The sequence below is a fragment of the Lachnotalea sp. AF33-28 genome (assembly GCF_003477885.1).
Lineage (GTDB): Bacteria > Bacillota > Clostridia > Lachnospirales > Lachnospiraceae > AF33-28.
Genome location: NZ_QUEE01000018.1, coordinates 1 through 19,572 on the forward strand (window position 1 = coordinate 1; position 19,572 = coordinate 19,572).

A 19,572-nucleotide genomic window follows, 5' to 3' on the forward strand; every position below is an offset into this window, starting at 1 on the left:
AAAAACATATCAAAATCTTTTTCAAAAAACTCTTGACATATCACCAGAATGCTCAAAGGCGAAATGTATTAGTGACTTTTATCATAACGCATTGATTTTTACAACTCAATGATTTAGAATATTATTAACTGATCGATTCTGCTATTTTGATCGAAGAAATTGAGTCGGAAAGGCTGCTGAATATGATAAGGGTCAATCACTGCGGCTGTGATTCGAAGCATATGCCGCCGTTTGAAATGCTGCGCAGGGATGGCAGCAGGGATTATACAATTTTGCTGGTTAAAACAGAGGCCTGCTTCTGGCTGGACGGAACGCTTCATGAGACCGGGCCGAATATGGCGATTTTATACGATAAAGATGTCCCGGTGCGATACGGATGTGCGGATAGCATGTACAGCGACGACTGGCTGCATTTTGACCTGACGCTTGATGAGGATATCCTGGATCAGCTTCAGATTCCGTTTCAGACCCCTTTGTATCCTGCTGATTTTCCGATGCTGTCGGGTTATCTGCGGATGCTGGTCTGGCAGACACATGCAAAGGGTCTGCACAGCGATGAGATTACGGACGCGATGATGCGCATACTGCTGTATTCTCTGGATTCACAGATCCTAGGACTGCCAAAAAAGCAGGTGCTGCATAAACACTATGCAACAATGCAGCATTTAAAGGCCAGAATCTATAATTCACCCGAGCTTATATGGAGTGTGGAGCAGATGGCGGAACTGGTGCATATGTCACCTTCTTATTTTCAGCATCTATATAAAGAAATATTCGGCATTTCATGCAGACAGGATGTAATTCTTGCCAGAATGGAGCGCGCAAAGTTTTTTTTAAACAGCACGGATATGCCGGTTTTGATGATTGCAGAAGCCTGCGGCTATGAAAATGCTGTGCATTTTATGAGACAGTTTAAAAAATCAGAAGGTATGACACCCACAGAGTACCGCGCATTTTTCTCATCCGGACGAAGCCGCTGAAAAATTGCAGAAAAAAATTGCAGAAAAAAATTTAAAAAATTACTTGACAAAAGTTTATAGGGATGATATCATAACCATGCTGTTTGAGACAGCAGAACAAAGAAGAGTATCCACTCTCACCTCAGCACATCAGTGACTCGGGTTAATATGAGCAAGTGATCGAAATATGCATTGGCATTACATATTTCTTTAGATGCTTATTCAGTGGATAGTCTGTCTGTCCACTTTTTTTATGCGGATGACATAGATCAAGCCATGGGGGTGCACAACAATTAGCGATTTAATGATTAACGAACAGATCAGAGATAAAGAGGTACGTCTGGTCGGTGAAGATGGAGAGCAGTTAGGTATCATGTCCGCCAGGGATGCGATGAAGATGGCGATGGAAGCAGAGCTGGATCTGGTAAAGATCGCTCCGAATGCAAAACCGCCGGTATGCAAGATCATCGATTACGGTAAATACCGTTATGAATTGGCCAGAAAAGAAAAAGAAGCGAAGAAAAAGCAGAAAACCATCGAAATCAAAGAAGTTCGTCTGTCTCCGAATATTGATGATAATGATTTGAATACTAAAGTAAATGCAGCCAGGAAGTTCATCGAAAAAGGTGATAAAGTGAAGGTCACTCTGCGGTTCCGCGGAAGAGAGATGAGCCATATGCAGAGTTCCAGGCATATTTTGGATGATTTTGCTGAGAAGTTAGCCGATATCGCAGTTGTGGATAAGCCGTCGAAAGTGGAAGGCAGAAGTTTAGTCATGTTTTTGAGTGAAAAACGATAATTAAGAATCTAAGGAGGACATTACTATGCCAAAAATGAAAACCAGCAGAGCGGCTGCTAAGCGTTTTAAATCCACCGGTACCGGGAAATTAAAAAGAATGAAAGCTTATAAAAGCCATATCTTGACCAAAAAGTCTACCAAGAGAAAAAGAAACCTTAGAAAAGCTACAATGACCGCAGCTTCCAACGCTAAGGTAATGAAGAAGATTTTACCATACGGTTAAGGATCAGTAGAGGAAAAGGAGGAAGACGATAATGGCAAGAATTAAAGGCGGCATGGGCGCTAAAAAAAGACATAATAGAGTGTTGAAGCTTGCAAAAGGTTACAGAGGTGCAAGATCTAAACAGTATAGAGTAGCAAAGCAGTCCGTAATGAGGGCTCTGACTTCATCTTACGCAGGCAGAAAAGAGAGAAAGAGACAGTTCAGACAGTTGTGGATTGCTCGTATCAACGCAGCGGCAAGAATGAACGGACTTTCTTACAGTAAATTCATGTATGGTCTGAAGCAGGCCGGCGTGGATATGAACAGAAAGATGCTTGCAGAACTTGCAGTAAACGATGCAGCAGGATTTTCTAAGCTTGCAGAGGTTGCAAAATCTAAGATTGCGTAATATAATAGATATAACAGGTACCGTATGAGGGATTATCCCCATACGGAGCCTGATATCAGATAGACTGTTTCGGAGCGTGGCTCAGTTTGGTAGAGCGTCCGGTTAGGGACCGGGAGGTCGCAGGTTCGAATCCTGTCGCCCCGACGAATTATCCGCCGTCCATAGGACGGCGGTTAATGATGAAAAGTGTGTCTGTAGCTCAGTTGGATAGAGCAACGGCCTTCTAAGCCGTGGGTCGAGGGTTCGAATCCCCCCAGGCACGTTGATGAATTTACGGTTCTTTTTACAGGATGAGTTGAAAAACCTTGATTTTATTGGGTTTTTTGACTCTTTTCTTTTTTCTCATTGTGTGGTATGATATTAAAAGAGAAGAACAGATGTTCGAATATTGTCAGATAATTCCCCTTTTGTACCCTTTGATTTTAATTGAAGTGGTGTAAAAAAGTGGTGTAAAATTGGTGTAGAAACTGATGTAAAACTGGTGTAAAAACTGGTGTCTGATGAAATTCCAATCCATTCTGACTTAAATATCTCAAATTATAATTATGCATATCTTTAATAATATGCATTTCTATATCGCGATGGAAGATTTTTGAAAGGTTTCTCTTTCCACCAGCCGGGCGGATACAGTGACGAGGCCTGCGGCTTCTTTGCCGTCTGCCAGATTCATCATGGTGTCAACAGCCATGGAACAGATAATGTTCATCTGGTTGTCCACACTTGAGAGGGCGGGAGTGCAGCAGAGCGCGAATTCGGAATTATTATAGCCCACGACCGGAATGCTGATCCCCTTATTCTGCAATGCCTGCATCGCGCCAATCGCCAGGATATCGTCAGTGGCAATAACCGCATCCACATTTGAGCCGCCCTCAAGCAGTGCAAAGACTGCTGCTCTGGTTTCTGACAAGGCTTCCATATGTTTCTGCGGAGGAATTGCAATCTGAAGATCTGGAGATTTCCCGGAGGAACGTATGTAATCCAGATATCCCTTACGTTTTCTGGAAGCACTGTAGGTGTTGCTGTCCTCTATGAACAGAAGGTTCCTGGATCCGGCCTGTTCAAGATCCTGGCATACTTCATATATGGCTTTGTAATCATCACAGTTGATATTGTAGATACCGGGCAGATCTATAAAACCGTTCAGAACGAGAACGGGCGCCTGGCGCGCGGCTTCTTTGTACACTGCATAATTTTTTCGTTCATCCAGATCGGATCCGATCATGAAGATGGCGTCCACTCGTTTTTCTGTGAGTAGACGGACGCAGGTGGATTTTGCGGGATTCAGCCCCCCAACACAGCATAAAAGAGAATCAAAGCCTTTCGCACGCAGCTGCGCTTCCAGGATGGACACTGCCGCTGCGTGGTTGATATCGGATATCTCCGGGCACAGTATACCGACGGTTTTGATCGAATTAGTATTCAGACCCTGGGCGAAGACGTTTGGCGTGTAATGGTATTCTTCCATAACAGAGAGCACCTTTTCGCGGCTTTCTTCGCTGACCTTTGGGCTGTGGTTGATGACGCGGGATACGGTGGCGACGGATACGCCGGCCAGCTGGGCTATTTCACGAATATTCATGATAGAAGCCTCCAATCTACAGTTCTGATTCACTCATACTATCTGACGATATTATGCCATGTCGTCAAGCCGACATGCCCCTCCGGGAGGATGCGCATGATTTTTAGTGGAAATTGTCTGCTATGCAGACAAAAATCAGCGCGTTATAATATCTGACGATATTATAACATGAATACCGTCTTATGTCAAAAATAATGTAATTAGTTACATGTAATATTTTACAGAAGTGTGATCACAGAATTGTGAATAAGAACCAAAAATGAAAAGATTATATATAAATTCTTGACAAATTGAGAGGATGGCATTAATATAAATGTAACCAGTTACACACATAACAAAATGTAACTAGTACCACTAACAAAAACGGATAATACCGAAAGAAGGCGCCCTGGAGGTAGGAGATTTTGGAGTGGCATACAAATCAATTAAAAAGGAGAAAAATATATGGCTATCGATATCATAAAAGAAGAGGAAATCAAAAAAAATTTGAACTTTGTGGACGGTTACGCGCAGCTGGAAGTATTGCCGGGAGTATATCCGATGGTAAAGGCTTATAAGTGTGAGCTGAAGGCAGGATGCAGCGTCTCTCCAAAGCTTTACGCGGATAAGATTCAGGTGTTCAGCTTTGTGGCGGGCAAGGGCTTTCTGTATGACTCAAAGCGGGCGTATAATGTGGATGAAATGAGCTTCTATATTCCGGATTTTGATAAACAGTCTCTGACCATCCATGCGGTGGACGAAGATCTTCAGATTATGCTGATGGTGGTGGATATGCTGGAATCCGACTGGCTGGCTTATGAGGACACTCATATGACGCTTCCCTCCTTCAAAAAATTCTCTGAATGTGAACCTTATGACCAGAGCTGCAAAGGACCCCATACGAAAAGCTGGTCGGTGATCCATGACGGTAATCTGGCCAGGGTGCTGATGGGAGTTGTATGCGCTGAAGGGGAGGGAACGAAAGAAAAAGGACACCCTTCCGTATGCCAGTATAACTATACGCTTCCCGGATCGGAGTTTAAGCTGACGGTGGACGGTGAAAGCACGATGCACGGCGAGCATGATTTCAGCTATGTGACTGCAGGACTGGATCATTCACTGGTGGCAGCACCCGGTAAAAAGGTATTTTACATATGGTTTGAACACGATGTTGCAGAGCTTAAGACAAATGTGCAGTCCTATAGCTCCTATGAGGAATAAAAAATCGTAGGCCTTACATTTCTATGAAATAAAACAAACAAATACCGGCATGATCCAGGTTGCGTGAAGCAGGACCATGCCGGTATTTGTTTGCTTTCCAAATTCTTTTATTTCATTACCGGAATCCCAAACCGGGCTTTTCTGTAAAATTTCCAAATGATCACCACGGGCAGACTGAACAACAGATATACTGTAGAAAACAGTCCGGCTGCACCGCCGATCAATGCGATGAGTATCAGTCCGATATTCAAGTTAGATTCATCCCCTTCCTTAAGCTATGGCATTATATGCCGGTCAACGCTATTTTAGCAGGGCTGCCGCGGGCTTGGAAGAGATTCTGCGTTTTCTTAACAGGATTTTAGCGGTCTTTTTTTCCTTTCCTGCGAAGGAGCAGGAGAAGAATCAGGATCATCAATATCAGTGCTGTCAGGATCGCAGCGAATAACGGCCATGAGAAATTTTGTTCTGTGACCGGAGCTTCTTCCGGCATGGATGTATGTTCCTGCGCATCTGTCTCGGAAACGTTGGCCTTCGTTTCTCCTGCCAGGCTCTCTGCGCCCGTTGTCACCGTTTCTGCCATGGATGCAGATGAAGTGCGGACGGAACCGTCGAAGCTGCTGTCAGACGTATCGGAAGACGTGGGCTTACTTTGACCTCGAAAACCGGCTGTCCCTGTGCCTGGCTTGCTGCCGGCGCTGTCAGAGGAAGGGGTATTGTCCTGTGCATCTGAAGTTTGAGCGGAAGCGGTTGTATCGGTTACATGTGTATCAGCGGCCGGAGAGGAGGAAGGTGCTGCCGGGGAGGTGCTGCTTTCGGTAGCTTTTTCGGTTTCGGATCCGCCATTCTGCTTTTGATCCCGATAAATCAGAGAGTAAACGGAGAAACGGTCGCTCTTAATAGTGACCGTATCCGGGCTGCTGTCAAGATCGGGCAGGATCTGGGCCTGAAGCGTTCCGTCCTCACCGGTATGCAGGCGGAGTATGGAAAAACTCCTTGTATAGCCGGCAGGAACGCTGCGCAGAACTGCCGGGATCTCCAGGGACAGTTCAATTTCACGGTCCAGTGCGGTTACGGGGGTCGACTGCGCAGTACCGTTTGTTATCAGCTCTTTGACGATGCTGATCTCATAGTGTGTACCCGCGGTATAGCCGTTTAAGGTACTGTTTATCAGTTCGGACGCATCGGGATCGGGGATGGCATCTGTTATCTGCAGGCGGACAAGACAGGAAACGTCCGTGTTTTCTTTTAGCGCTTTCGCATCCTCTGCGGTCATGCTCTGAAGGAGGGCGGCAGGATTGGCGGCAGTGATACCGCCGGAGGTTTGGACATCGGTCTGCGGCAGCGCGGCCAGCGCATTGTACAGGCTGTCCAGCGCCTGATCCGCGACCGCATCTTTCTCCGCTTCTTCTAATTTATCCAGAGCGATACGGGTATCCAGTATATTCTGAACCTGCTCCGGCGTAGGGGCTGTACCTGGATCGGGCAGGTTAGAGATTACCTCTTCCACATCCTTTGCGGTCATTTTAATAAAACATACGGTGAGCGTATGATCACTCTGAATATCGGTTAGGGTATAGGAAACATCTGTCAGATCCGCCGTGATGTCTGTTCCGTCGAGAGAGACGCTCTCAAGTTTATAGCCGCTGTCCGCGGGGAAGGTGACGGTCAGAGTCTCGCCTTTTTGTGCCTCGAGAGGGCCGGCCGGCAGGATGCTGCCGCCGCCTGTCACCGAGGCTGTGACAAGATAATAGCTGCGTCCGGTGATCAGGGCGGTACCAGTAAGCGGGGTATAGTTGTCGGAATCCGGTGTAAAGGTCCAGGAACAGATGTTTTCACCTTCTGTCAGCGTCTGTCCCTCATCCCAGAGGAGGGTGCCCTGTGTGTCGTCCGCGGAGAGTTCGATGGCCGGCAGACCATCCCCGATATAAACGGAGTCCGATGAGAGGACCGGATGCACAAAAGACGGCGCCTGAAGGATGAGCACCGGGAATTCGTGACGTTCGGTATAAAATACCTTTGCCTTACCGCCTTCCACCAGACAGGCCTGTACGGTGACCATGCACCAGCGGTCACAGGAATCGGTCACTTCCAGGCTTGTAAGATCGAATCCCTTTTGTATGCTTCCGTCTCCGGAGATCGTTTCCCACTTCCAGGTATAATAGAAGACAACATCGCCGTCCTCTGCCTGACCGATTTCCACCGCTTTGGGATGGGAAGCATTGACGGTGAGCACGAAAGGCTGGCCGTCATAGGTTTTTGAAACGCCTTCTCCGAATGTGATGACAGGATCCGCCAGGGATTTTACGGCATATACAGTATCGTAAGAGAGTAAGGATGTCTCAGAGACCGGCTTTAAACCTGCCTGATCGGAACACCATTTATACTGGTAGACACCATCGCCGGCGGGAAGGGATGGCAGCCGGTAGCTGCTGTCCGCAGACCATGACAGATCGGCGTCTTTTATATAATTGATCGGACGGTTGAACAGGCACTCCCGATCCGGATAGCTGTTTCCCGAATCATCCTGGAAATGAAGCATGACCGGATAGGAGAGTTTTCCTTTCCCTGAACTGCTTAATGAACTGTAAAGTGTGGAGTACTGCTCCTTTGACGTGCAGACTATAGCTGTGAGCAGGCTGCACTCGTCAAATACACCTGTGCCTCCGAGTGTGACTGAAGACGGCAGATAAACGGTCTTTAATCCGGTTCCCCGAAATGCACCGTTTCCGATGCTTGATATGCCTTCGGACAGAATCAGAGTGCCGCTTATGCCTGTATATTTAAATGCGCTCTCCGGTATGGAACTTAGAGCGGCGGATAGAGTGAGCGAGGAAAAGCCCTTCTGATTGAGAAATGCGGCAGTCTGAATAGAGGTCACGCTGTCCGGAATGCGCAGCTCACCGGTAAATCCTACAGCGGCTGAATCCAGGCGGAATGCGGAAGCGCCGATGGAGGTCACGGAGGAAGGGATGGTCAGTGTTCCGGTAAACATACATTTATAAAACGCATAGTCCGGTATCTTGGTAAACGCGGCATTGTCGGGAAGGCGGAGGCTTCCGTTTAATCCGCTGCATCCGTTAAATGCATGGATGCCCAGACTTGTGAGGCTGTCAGGAAGAAGCAGGTCTCCGGTCAATCCAGAACAGCCTTCAAATGCCTGCTGACCTATGCTTATGAGCCCATCCGGTAATGTGAGCGGGCCTGTCAGCCCCTGACACTGATAAAATGCGTAATTTTGGATGGATGTCAGATAGATTGCCTGGGAGAGATCCAGTGCGGTAAAGGTGCAGCCGCTGTAGTTGGAAGGTCGGAAAGCATACTGCGCGATGGAGGTGACCTTCTGACCGTTTATTTCTCCTGGTATAACCAGACGGATATTCTGTTTTTGGTCCTCCGTCAGGCCGTTTATGTAATCCGCGTTCAGCTTTTGAATCGTGCCTCCCGAAATTACATAATCCCCTGGGGCGGGAACTGGGTCGGAGGAGGCATAGGCGGACATCCGGGACATGGAGCTGACGCCGGTGCTGGTTTCAGACTCTGATTCTGCAGCAACCGATGTTTCATCTGCCGCAGATCCGCTTTCGGATCCCGTGGGGATGGGGGATTCTGAAGGAGCGGAGGACTGCGTGGTGGCAGAGGATTCTGATTCAGAAGGCTGGCTCTCTAAACTGCTTTCCTGTGCATCCGTATCTGTTGTGGCATTTGGCGAGTCTTCGCCTGTAGATGCGGTGCCCTGTACGTCAGTGGCCGGTTCATCGCCGTCTTCTTCCTGCGTCGGGAGATTTTCATCTGCGATGGAGCCGCTTTCCATGGGCGTTTCCCCGTCGGCCGCACTGTCTGCTGCGGCCGTGAGGGCCGGTACTTCGTTGCCGCTTAAGCTGTCCGCTCCGGCAAAACCGTTGGTGAGCGCAGTTAATCCTGTGAGCACTGCGGCCAGAAGGATGCCGGATACAGCACATAAGCGCTTCTTTGTTTTTCTGTTCATAATACATCTCCTTTTACTGTCATCAACCGCAGGGGGATGACATGCGCACATCAGTGTGCTACCTTTATTAATATAAAATACATAGGTCGTAGTTTTCTATTGAATAAAAAGAGCTGGGCATTGCTCACCCAGCTGCTTGCAGATGCAACTGGCTGGCATTTGACCGGTTATGCAGATCAGGTAGCCCCTTTAGCTTTGCGCCGCTGCCTTTCGGCAGGTTTGCCCCATATTCTATTGCTTTCATTATGTACCTAATGGCATAAAAAGGCAAGCTGAAAAACATGGAAAAGAACAATCGTTACTGTTCACAGTCACCAAAAACTTCCCGCGTATGAGAGGGCAGGGTATGGTCCTCTCATACGCTGCTTTATCGGCAGCGTGTGAACAGTAACGAACAATCCGCAAATTGAACGTTATCAATTGACAATCCGCCGGATAAGTTGGAAAATAGATAAGAGTTTAAAACGGAGGCATTTCAGATGGGAATATATAAAAAATACTTCAACCGTTATAAAATTCCGTTTATCGTTGCGGTGATCTGTGTCACCTGCGAGGCCGTATGCGATCTGATGGGACCGACCCTGATGGCCAGGATCATCGATATGGGGATTGAAAAGAGCGATATGGACAGCGTGCTCCACTGGGGGCTCATCATGCTGGCGGTCACAGCGGCCGGTGCGTGCTTTGCCGTGGCGAGAAATATTCTGGCCAGCAATGTATCGCAGCGCATGGGCGCAGACCTGCGCTATGATCTGTTTGCCAAAATCATGAATTTTTCCGAGGCGGGAGCGGACCGGATTGAGAGCGGCTCCCTGATCACGCGGCTGACGAACGACACCTCCCAGGTGGTGCAGTTCGTAAACGGTATCATGAGAGTCTTTCTGAAGGCTCCGGTCACCTGTATCGGAAGCATCGTGCTGGCCTCCATGCTGAATCTGCGGCTGAGCCTGGTGATCTATGGGGTCGTTGCCGTAGTGGCGTTTTTGATTGCAATCAGCATGAAACTTAGCTATCCACGATTTTCCATGCTGCAGAAATCCATGGACAAAGTCAATTCCGTGGTGCAGGAGTACCTGATCGGCGTGCGCCTTGTCAAGGCGTTCGGCACCTACGATGAAGAGCGGGGGCGGTTCAAAACGGCCAACGAGGATCTGATGGAGAAAGGAATCGCTTCTCAGATCATCATCACCTATATCGCGCCTCTACTGAATCTGACCGTGGGTGTGGGAACGGTTCTGGTGATCTATATCGGCAGCAGGATGTTCGGGTCATCCATGGCCGGAACCGGCGATATCTCCGCGTTTACCATATATATGGCACAGATTCTGAATGCGCTGTTGATCATAACCAATGTGTTCAATACGTTTGTCAGGACCAAAGCGTCAACAGCGCGTATACGGGAAGTTCTGGACGCCGAAGAGGATTTTTCTCACATGGGTGATGTAAAGACGCTTAAGGGGGACATCCGTTTCGAACATGTTTCCTTCGCTTATCCGGGCGGCAGCGGTGACCCTGTGCTTAAGGATCTTTCTTTCTCCGTGAAAAGGGGGGAGAATCTGGCCGTCATCGGACCGACCGGCAGTGGAAAATCAACCATCGCCTGGCTGCTCATGCGTTTTTATGATGTGGATGATGGCAGGATACTGCTGGATGAAACGGATATCCGGGAACTGGATACGGATGCGGTCAGAGGGAATGTGGCGCTGGTTCCGCAGAAGTCCATGCTGTTTTCCGGCACGGTAGCGGATAATATCAGATGGGGGAACAGCGAAGCGGACGACGCAGCTGTCCGCGATGCGGCGAAAAAGGCACAGGCGGATTTTATCGAACGGATGCCCTATGGGTTTGACAGCATGCTTGGCAGCGCTGGCGTCAATATATCCGGAGGACAGAAACAGAGGATTTCCATAGCACGCGGGCTGATAAAAGCCGCGCCGATCCTGGTGCTGGACGATGCGACCAGTGCGCTGGATGCGGTGACAGAGGCCAGGGTGAGGCAGCAGCTGGCAGCGATGGCAGGAAAGCATACGGTTGTGATGGTGACCCAGCGCTGTACCACAGCTATGTTCGCGGATCATATCCTGGTGCTGGAGGACGGCGTGAACATGGGATACGGAACGCATGAGGAGCTGCTTAACACATGCGAGATCTACCGGGAGATTTACAGGTCCCAGGTAGAGAGCGAGAAGGAGGCATAGGGATATGGCAGAGGGACAGCAGATACATTCGGAGACGAAACTTCCTTCCATGCGGGGCCCGGGAGGCGGAGGCGCGAAACGTTTCGCGCCGGGAGCGAAGCCCAAAAATGCCAGGGGGACATTGAGGCGCATTATAAAGATCTATCTGCGCTGGGGAAAAACCATATTTGCCGCCATGCTGCTGACTGCCGCAGCCTCCGGCATATCGGTGGCGATACCGTATTTCGTCGGAAAAACCTTTAACACGTTTCATCTGGAGACCAGGACGGTGGACGACGGTCTGCTGTTTGGACTTCTGGCAGCTGTGGCGGCTCTCTATGCAGCCAATTATGTGATCAATACGGTCAGCGGAGTCATCATGCTGAAAGTATCCCAGAAACTCGTTTTTACGCTGCGGGCGGAGTTTTTTGACAAGATGCAGAGGCTGCCGCTGGAATTTTATGACACCAGATCCCACGGAGATACGATGAGCAGGCTGACAAACGATGTGGACAATATCAGTTCCACCATCGCACAGGCCACCACTCAGTTAATATCCAGCCTTTTAACCATCACCGGTTCCCTGGCGGTAATGATTTCTCTGAATATTCCGCTGACATTGGTGGTGCTGCTGTGCATCCCGCTGGTGGCGGCCCTTACAAAGATGATCGCCAGCCACAGCAGGAGCTGCTTCATGGCGCAGCAGAGAAGCCTTGGTGAATTAAACGGCATGATTGAGGAAAATATCCTGGGACTCAAGATGGTGAAGGCCTTTGGGCGCCAGCAGAAGATGGTGGAAGAGTTTGCCGGCATAAATGAAAGGCTCTATGACAGCAGCCGGAAGGCGCAGATCTGGTCCGGATTTATGATGCCTCTGATGAACGTGATCAATAATCTGATCTTTACCCTGACCGCGATTGCGGGGGGCGTCCTGTCCACCGGGTACGGGCTGGCAGTGGGCACCGTGATCAGCTTCCTAAGCTATTCCAAACAGTTCGCACAGCCATTAAATTCCGTGGCAGGCATGTTCAATACGATACAGCAGGCGTTAGCGGGAGCGGAAAGAGTGTTTGAAATTATGGATCGGCAGGAAGAACCGGAAGACGTGACAGACGCGGTGGATCTTGAGAACCCCAGGGGAGATGTGCGTTTTGAGAATGTAAACTTCTCCTATGACCCTGCGGCACCGGTGCTGCGCGATGTGAGTTTTGATGTAAAAGCCGGAGAGACCGTGGCTCTGGTCGGAGAGACCGGGGCGGGCAAAACCACGGTGGTCAATCTGCTGACCAGATTTTATGATGCGGACAGCGGACGGATACTGATCGACGGGCATGATATCCGTGATGTGAAGCGGGACAGCCTGCGGCGCTGTTTTTCCGTAGTGCTGCAGGAGACCTGCCTCTTTGGCGGAACGATCATGGATAATATCCGCTATTCCAGAGTGGACGCGACGGATGAGCAGGTAATTGCTGCGGCAAAAACCGCCCGGGCCCATTCCTTTATAAAAAGGCTGCCCCAGGGCTATCAGACCAGAGTATCCGGCAGTACCGATAATCTGAGCCAAGGCCAGAGGCAGCTGCTGGCCATCGCCCGGGCTGTTTTATGTGACTGCCCCATACTGATCCTGGATGAGGCCACGAGCTCCGTGGACACCAAAACTGAAAAGGATATACAGAGAGCGCTGCTGGGCCTTATGAAAGATCATACGAGCTTTCTGATCGCCCACCGGCTTTCCACCATCAGGGACGCGGACCGGATCATGGTGATCGGAAACGGCCGGATATTGGAGAGCGGCAGCCATGACGATCTGATGGCTCAAAAAGGAGTTTACTATAATATGGTGGTCAGCCAGATGCGTCCGGTCGGTCCGGCCTGATAAACGGTCCGGCCCGCATCAGCGCTTCTGAATGAATTCCATCAGCTCTTCAAACGGAATTGGACGGCTGTAGAAGTATCCCTGGAAGAGATCACAGCCCAGCCGGTGAAGAATTTCCATCTGTTCCTCTGTCTCCACCTGCTCCCCCAGGACCTCAAAGCTAAGTGAACGGGAGAGATAGAGGATGGAAGAGACGATATCGCGGCTGCGGCTGTTGCCTGCTATATCCCTTACCAGGGCGCCGTCCAGTTTCACCAGATCAAACTGGCTCTTTTGCATGTGCATCATAGAACTGTGTCCCATGCCGAAATCATCGATGATGATGCTGATATGATGCGCCCGTACTTTTTCCAGCAGTTTTTCGGTGGACGGGGTGATGTTAAACATCGCCTGCTCGGTGATCTCCAGCCCCAGACGGCTCTGCGCATAGGGGTAGTTGGACAGCTCTTTTAAGATTCTGTCGATGTTGGAGGGCGAGGAAAACTGCTCGGGTGTGAGGTTAAAGGACACCGTGAAATCATCGTCCGTAACCGCTGCCAGCCGGCTGATATCCGCACAGGTCTGCTGGATGATATAGGAATCCAGTTCGTCCATCAGACCCGCTTCCGTAGCCAGTGCAATCACAAGGGGAGGATACAGGAAGCCTTCCGCATCATCAATTTTCCAGCGCAGCAGCGCTTCTGCACCGGCGACTGTCCTGTCGTAGCGGACCTGAGGCTGATAATACAGCTGGAGCTTATGTTCCTGTATGGCTTTCTGCAGCTCATTGACCAGCGCGCGGGCCGTCTGACCGAGGCGGCCGTCATGGGCGGTGAGCGCGGGCGGCCTCCCGCGATTTTCTGCCTCCTGTACCAGAGCGGTCAGCCTGGCGATAGAAGCGGCGGTCTGCTTTTTCTGAAGAACCTGTGCCAGATGCACAAAGGGAAGATAGACGCAGGTGCCCAAAGCTAAATTAAAGAGCTGGAGCAGGCTGCCGGCGGCCGAACCGGTTGCCGTATATCCGCTTAAGAAGATCGGTGTTGTCCATTCAACAGAATGAATAGCACACGGTACCAGGCCGGCGGCGGTCGCCAGGTAGCTGACCAGTGTCAGCAGCAGGGGCGTTGCCAAAAACGGGATAAAATAGACCGGATGGAACACCACCGGTATCCCGAACATCAGCAGTTCATTGATATTGAACAGAGCCGGCAGAATGGCAGCCTTTGTGAGGCTGCGCACATTATCCCTTCTGTCACCGATCAGGATGGCCAAAACCAGGCAGAGCAGAGAACCGCAGCCGCCAAACAGGACAAACGCATCAAAAAACGTTTTGCTGATGATACCGTCCGGAATGCCTCCGGCAAGCAGAACCTGCATGTTGGCGGCAACTGTGGGCTCAAAGATATTATGTGCCACGCCGTCTAACACATTGCTGCCATGGATGCCAAAAAACCACATAAAATGCATATCAAATATGAAAAAAAGACCGTTAAACAATGTCGGACCTTTTTTCAGAAACAGGTATTCTGTAAAAGCGGTGAGTGCGGTTTGCAGATCCATGCCGCCTAACGCCAGGGTGATCAGTCTGTTAATGACTGCGAAAACAGAGACGGTAGCTATGGCCGGAAGTACATTGGCGAGCATGTTTTCGATCAGTATATCGTTTCCTCCCGCATATCTTGTGTGACGCCGGGTGAAAAAACGGTACAGCATATGAAACAGCGCGGGCGAGATCTGTGAGATAAGGATGGCATAGAACATCCAGGTGCTCTGAAACACATTTCCTGTAAGTTCGAAATCAGGCCCCATGGTAAATGCAATATAGGAGCACAGGCTGACTAACAGGGTGACGCCCTGATTCAGGCCGCTCTTATTCCGGGCATAGCTGTAGCTGACCGCCAGGAGAATGATCAGCGATATGATTCCGAGAGTGGAGTTTTGCACTATGTTCAGCAGGTTGGCAAATACGGCACCCGCCTTCGTTGTAAGCAGCTCCTGATAGGCAGGAATCGGGATGCTTTTTAAAAGCAGAGCAGTGGAACCTGCCATAACAGCGGGAATGGTCAGCACCATTCCGTTGCGTATTGAAAGAAGCAGAGAATTCTCTTCAGTTTTTTCGTAAAAAGTCCGGCACCAGGTAATGAATCTGTTCATAATCGCCTCCATACATATTTTATAGTATACTATGGAATCATCGAATAAGTAAAGCACAACAGGGTAAGCTAAGTCCATAACAGTAACTAACGGCTGCGGAAAACGTTCCGCGCATGGCGGAGCAGTAACAACTAACGGCGAAGCAGCAGTGCAGCATAATTGAAATGTTACGGACGGTGGGTGAGAAAATGGATTTGGAACTGGATCCGGTGACGGGCGGAGGGCAGGAGGGCTGGCTGAAACAGAAATTTGAGGAAATCAGAGCGCGCGGCATAGAATGCGCGCTGGTCTGGGTGAATATAAAGCGTTTTCTGTATTACCGCTGCCGTTACGGCAAGGCAGGGTCGGATGAGATTTTAAAAACTGTGTATGACATCATATGGGATACTCTAGAGGACGGGGAATGCGCGGCCAGAATTTATGCGGATAACTTCGTTCTGCTTCTTCGCTGTCATGGGCGCGAGGACGTGACTAAGCGCATTGAACTGTTGGATTGGGCCGTCTATCGGCATCCAGATGACAGAATTCATAGGGATATTTTTCTTTCCATGGGTATCTATCCGGATGCGGGAAGAGTCGCGGATTATTATGAGGCTTCTATCCGGGCGGATCTGGCCAGACGGTGCTGTCCGCAGATCCGGCTTAGAAATTCCTCTTATGAGCTGTACGATCAGAAGGCATGCCGGGACTTTCTGAAAAGCTATGAGATTGAACGAAAGACGGTCCGGGCACACAGGGACGGCAGGTTTTCATTTTATATTCAGCCCAAGGTGCGCCTGAGCGATCAGAAAGTTGCAGGGGCAGAGCTGCTGCTGCGCTGGATCGGGAAGGACGGAGCGCCGGCGGAAAATGATTTTATACCGGTGATCGATCAGAACGGTTATATGCGGGAGGTGGATTTGTGCCTGTTTGAGGATATGTGCCGCATGATGCAGCAGAGGCTTGAACAGGGGTTATTTATGGTACCGGTCAGCTTCAACCTGTCAGGGGCGTGTTATGAAACGGAGAATTTTATGGAGGCATATCTGGATATCTACAGGCAGTACCGCATCCCTGCCTCCTTTATTGAGTTTGAGCTGCTGGAAACCGGCTCCCTGTATGATACGGATCTTTTGATCCGTGCGGCCGGGCAGATCAAAAAGGCAGGTTTTGCCTGTCTTCTGGACGATTTTGGAAGCGGGTTTTCGACATTGGGAGTGCTGTCCCATATATCCGCTGACGGTCTGAAAATCGACCGGAGTTTTTTTAAACGGGGATTTCAGGAAAAAGACAGGTTGATTGTTAAAACCATAATAGATCTGGCGAAAGAACTGGGGATGAAGACAACAGCGGAAGGGATTGAATCAATGGAATACGCCGGATATCTGCGCAGCATTGGATGTGATATGGTACAGGGCTATTGCTACTATAGGCCGATGGCTCTGCAGGATTTTTTTCTGCTGCTGGATGGGGCAGCATGCAGCCGATGAAATGGAGTGTTTAATCCTTAAATAGAATAAATTTGTCCAATAGACCGTCTATAATCTTTTTCAAATATTCAATGGAGGACAGCAATTCGCTGTTTTCCTCCTTTAGCTTCAGGTTTTCTTCCTTGATTTGAATGAGTTCTTCGTTCATAATAACCTCTCGAATTTAAAAGCTTGTGCAACAAAATAAATTTATACTATTTATGAAAATTTGTCAATTAAATAAAATATTTTTTGCATAAAATTAACGACATAATTATGGTGAAAAGACGAAAAAGGGCAGCAAAATGCTGAAAAGTGGGCGTTTAATAAAGGGTTTTGTCGAATGGAGTCATAAAACGAATGTTCGTAAGTGAATAAATGGTAAAGAATTAAGAGACCATTATAATAAAGGTTTGATATCCAAACAAGAAAAAACCAACTTCTTTTTGATTTATTTGGAAGTTATGCTATAATTTATTTACTCGAATTGATTATAAAAATCAGAGGAACATTGTATTAAGAGGTGGGACAATTGGAGTGGGGCGTCGATCTATATGAGTATGTGTATGAACAGATTCAATACAGAATCTACAGTGGAGAATATCGCAGAGGAGACATGTTCCCGGCAATCTCTGAGCTGGTCAGCCGCTATAATATAGGAGCAAACACGATTAAGAAAGCATACCGTTCCCTGCAGGCAGAGGGGTTGGTATCCACCTTTGGAAAGGGTGGCACGGTGGTGCAGACAGGCGCAGAGGAACTGTATCTGGCCCGGAGATACCACGGGTTTCTTGCAGAGCATTCCGATCTGATCTTTGAGATAGTGTCTTTGGCTCATCATTTCATACCGGCCGCTGCTGTGCTGGGGTCCAGAAGAGCCTCCGGGGAAGATCTTTCAGAGTTGGCCGAATTGTTAAGAATTGCTCGGGAAAATGAAAATCCGTTTCAGACGGTGAATGCTCTGGAACGTTTTACGGAGCGAATGTTTCAGCCGCTTCAGAACGAACTTTTGAAGTATTATAGCAAAACAATTTCCAGCATCCTTAAAATCATCGACCCATATGTCATAGAGCGCGGATGCTTTATTCCGGAGCTGAAGGACAGGGTTATGCGGTTATATCAGGATATATATACAGGGTTTGCAACAGGGGATGAAGAACATCTGTACTGCCTGCTGTTTCAATTTTATGGGATGCTTAAAGAGCGGCTTGAACCGCTGATGGCGAATCTGCCGGTAAAGGCGGAACAGCAGAGGGAATATCAGTGGCTTCCTGACAGCCGGATGACCAAACAATACCAGATGGTGGCATTCGATCTGATCAGCAGAATTTCGGAAGGCAGCATCCTGTGCGGTGAGTATCTGCCGCCGGAGGGAGAATTGCAGAAATATTATCAAACATCGCTGACGACAGTAAGGAAAGCTCTGGAGATTCTGCAGTTATTAAATATTGTGGATAAACAAAACGGCAGGGGCTCTGTCGTAAAGCCTCTGGTGATGCCCAGAGGGAAGAAAAAATATCAGTCAGAAGCTGATAAATATTTGCAGAACCGCTTTTTTGAAGCGGAACAGATGCTTCTCATCATAGCGGAATACGCCGCGCAGCTGGCTGCTCCCGTCATAACGGACGGGGATATCAGCCGGATTTCTGCTAAAATGAATCAGCTTAAGGGCGTCAGCGAGGGACTGCGCTACATACCAGCTATGGAACTTACCAGCCTGATTGCCGACAGATGTCCGATCAAAGCGGTTCATACAATGCTATGCTGCCTGAAGATTTTTTTTTATCTCAATCTTCGCCTGGATAAAATCAATCAGCCTGTTTATAACCGCTTTACGGCTCTAAGTTATGAGGGTACACACAATGCTCTGCAACTATTAGTCTGTGGAGAATACCGCCGTTTCAGCAGAGCTTATGCCGAACTGATGCGGGATTTGGCGCTTAATCTTAAGGAAATCTATGACACGGAGCTGTTGTTAGAGCTCATGCCGGAAGGCGGATTTTGCGGCGCGGCAGTCTGCCAGGCCCCGGTTTTATAGTTGAGATCCCGATATTTCTTCGGTGAGATTTTACAGCTTTTTTTGAATGCGCTGATAAAATGGCTCTGTGAACAAAAACCGAGGTACTGGCTGATATCAGATATGGAGAAGTCTGAAAAACGCAGCAGGTTTTTAGCTTCTTCGATCTTTTTACAGAGGATGGTTTCTTTAATGGTATGACCTGTTTCACGGCGGAATTTTGCAGAGAGATAATTCGGAGAAAGTCCGGTAAGCTCCGCCAGAGCTTTGACGGTCAGCCGGCTGTGATTATGGCTGTATATGTAGTCAAGGCACATTGCTGTCTCCCGGGAGAGGGATGAGGTCCTTCCGGCATTCTGTATCTTGTGCATGAAGTCGGTGATCATGGGGATGTACAGGCCGGCAATCAGCTGCGTGCTTTTGAGCCTGTCCATTTTCTGGATGTAGCAGTCGCTTAAGTTGTAGGCAATCTGCTCTTCCACGCCGGCTTCCACCGCCATGCGGGTGATCAGGGTGATCAGAGCCACAAAGTTATAGCGGGACTGCTGCAGCGCGCTCTGTGACATGGTGCCGACCTCTTCTGTGGGGACGATAGGAAGATAATCCCGGACTTTATCAGGATCTCCGTATCGGATATTATATAGAAGGGTCTGCTCGCGTTCGTAATAGCTTAAAGCGTTGTGATGGCATTCCTGATCTTCGAAGACTGTTTTGGTTATGGCTTTTTCAATGGGTTCCATGGCTCCTCCCTGAACCGTTTTTTCTAAGGGGAGTATAACATAAACGGA

General features: G+C 48.9%; 15 protein-coding genes, 2 tRNA genes and 1 riboswitch. Of the genes, 11 read left to right on the top strand and 6 right to left on the bottom strand.

Features of this window, described 5'->3' with window-relative positions; all coding sequences use genetic code 11:
- Nucleotides 1-182 precede the first annotated feature (182 nt).
- From DWZ56_RS19690 to DWZ56_RS19715, 6 genes are all read left to right on the top strand, one after another.
- A complete protein-coding gene (locus tag DWZ56_RS19690) occupies nt 183-980 on the top strand; it encodes a helix-turn-helix transcriptional regulator (RefSeq protein ID WP_118558315.1) in 798 nt (265 codons plus the stop codon).
- 283 nt (nt 981-1,263) lie between these two features.
- The gene (gene infC / locus DWZ56_RS19695; protein WP_118558316.1) at nt 1,264-1,758 is read left to right on the top strand and encodes a translation initiation factor IF-3; all 495 of its coding nucleotides are present in this window, start codon (nt 1,264-1,266) and stop codon (nt 1,756-1,758) included.
- 25 nt (nt 1,759-1,783) lie between these two features.
- On the top strand, nt 1,784-1,981 hold the full coding sequence (gene rpmI / locus DWZ56_RS19700; protein WP_118558317.1) for a 50S ribosomal protein L35: 198 nt from the start codon (nt 1,784-1,786) through the stop codon (nt 1,979-1,981).
- A 31-nt stretch (nt 1,982-2,012) separates the two neighbouring features.
- Entirely contained in the window at nt 2,013-2,369 is a 357-nt protein-coding gene (rplT, locus tag DWZ56_RS19705) for a 50S ribosomal protein L20 (RefSeq protein WP_118558318.1), read from the top strand.
- A gap of 70 nt (nt 2,370-2,439) precedes the next feature.
- Nucleotides 2,440-2,513, top strand: a tRNA-Pro gene (locus tag DWZ56_RS19710).
- A 44-nt stretch (nt 2,514-2,557) separates the two neighbouring features.
- Nucleotides 2,558-2,631: transfer RNA gene (locus tag DWZ56_RS19715), tRNA-Arg, on the top strand.
- A 309-nt stretch (nt 2,632-2,940) separates the two neighbouring features.
- Here the strand turns inward: DWZ56_RS19715 and DWZ56_RS19720 are convergent.
- Nucleotides 2,941-3,948 carry a LacI family DNA-binding transcriptional regulator gene (locus tag DWZ56_RS19720; RefSeq protein WP_118558319.1) on the bottom strand — a complete coding sequence of 336 codons (1,008 nt, stop codon included), beginning with the start codon at nt 3,946-3,948 and terminating at the stop codon, nt 2,941-2,943.
- Between the two features lie 444 nt (nt 3,949-4,392).
- Between DWZ56_RS19720 and DWZ56_RS19725 the strand changes: the two genes are divergently transcribed.
- Complete coding sequence (locus DWZ56_RS19725) at nt 4,393-5,148, top strand: hypothetical protein (RefSeq protein ID WP_118558320.1); 756 nt, start codon at nt 4,393-4,395, stop codon at nt 5,146-5,148.
- A 107-nt stretch (nt 5,149-5,255) separates the two neighbouring features.
- On the opposite strand, the gene DWZ56_RS22965 is transcribed toward DWZ56_RS19725, so the two are convergent.
- Nucleotides 5,256-5,399 (bottom strand): hypothetical protein, encoded by a 144-nt coding sequence (locus DWZ56_RS22965; protein ID WP_176927282.1) that lies wholly within the window; start codon nt 5,397-5,399, stop codon nt 5,256-5,258.
- Nucleotides 5,400-5,506: 107 nt separating this feature from the next.
- Entirely contained in the window at nt 5,507-9,133 is a 3,627-nt protein-coding gene (locus tag DWZ56_RS19730; protein ID WP_118558321.1) for a leucine-rich repeat protein, read from the bottom strand.
- A 140-nt stretch (nt 9,134-9,273) separates the two neighbouring features.
- Nucleotides 9,274-9,367: riboswitch (cyclic di-GMP riboswitch) on the bottom strand.
- Between the two features lie 245 nt (nt 9,368-9,612).
- Here DWZ56_RS19730 and DWZ56_RS19735 point away from each other — a divergent pair.
- Entirely contained in the window at nt 9,613-11,331 is a 1,719-nt protein-coding gene (locus DWZ56_RS19735; protein WP_118558322.1) for an ABC transporter ATP-binding protein, read from the top strand.
- A 4-nt stretch (nt 11,332-11,335) separates the two neighbouring features.
- Nucleotides 11,336-13,186, top strand: a complete 1,851-nt coding sequence (locus DWZ56_RS19740; RefSeq protein WP_118558323.1) for an ABC transporter ATP-binding protein — start codon at nt 11,336-11,338, stop codon at nt 13,184-13,186.
- 18 nt (nt 13,187-13,204) lie between these two features.
- On the opposite strand, the gene DWZ56_RS19745 is transcribed toward DWZ56_RS19740, so the two are convergent.
- Nucleotides 13,205-15,319, bottom strand: coding sequence for a PTS sugar transporter subunit IIC/EAL domain-containing protein (locus tag DWZ56_RS19745; protein ID WP_158584667.1), 2,115 nt, complete (start codon nt 15,317-15,319; stop codon nt 13,205-13,207).
- A gap of 188 nt (nt 15,320-15,507) precedes the next feature.
- Between DWZ56_RS19745 and DWZ56_RS19750 the strand changes: the two genes are divergently transcribed.
- On the top strand, nt 15,508-16,788 hold the full coding sequence (locus DWZ56_RS19750) for an EAL domain-containing protein (protein ID WP_158584668.1): 1,281 nt from the start codon (nt 15,508-15,510) through the stop codon (nt 16,786-16,788).
- Between the two features lie 10 nt (nt 16,789-16,798).
- On the opposite strand, the gene DWZ56_RS22795 is transcribed toward DWZ56_RS19750, so the two are convergent.
- A complete protein-coding gene (locus DWZ56_RS22795) occupies nt 16,799-16,936 on the bottom strand; it encodes a hypothetical protein (RefSeq protein WP_158584669.1) in 138 nt (45 codons plus the stop codon).
- Between the two features lie 354 nt (nt 16,937-17,290).
- Between DWZ56_RS22795 and DWZ56_RS19755 the strand changes: the two genes are divergently transcribed.
- The gene (locus DWZ56_RS19755) at nt 17,291-18,805 is read left to right on the top strand and encodes a GntR family transcriptional regulator (RefSeq protein ID WP_118558326.1); all 1,515 of its coding nucleotides are present in this window, start codon (nt 17,291-17,293) and stop codon (nt 18,803-18,805) included.
- Here DWZ56_RS19755 and DWZ56_RS19760 read toward each other — a convergent pair.
- Nucleotides 18,724-19,524: a helix-turn-helix domain-containing protein gene (locus DWZ56_RS19760; protein ID WP_118558327.1), complete on the bottom strand. Its 801-nt coding sequence runs from the start codon at nt 19,522-19,524 to the stop codon at nt 18,724-18,726. The two genes, DWZ56_RS19755 and DWZ56_RS19760, sit on opposite strands and share 82 nt — an antisense overlap.
- Nucleotides 19,525-19,572: the final 48 nt, after the last annotated feature.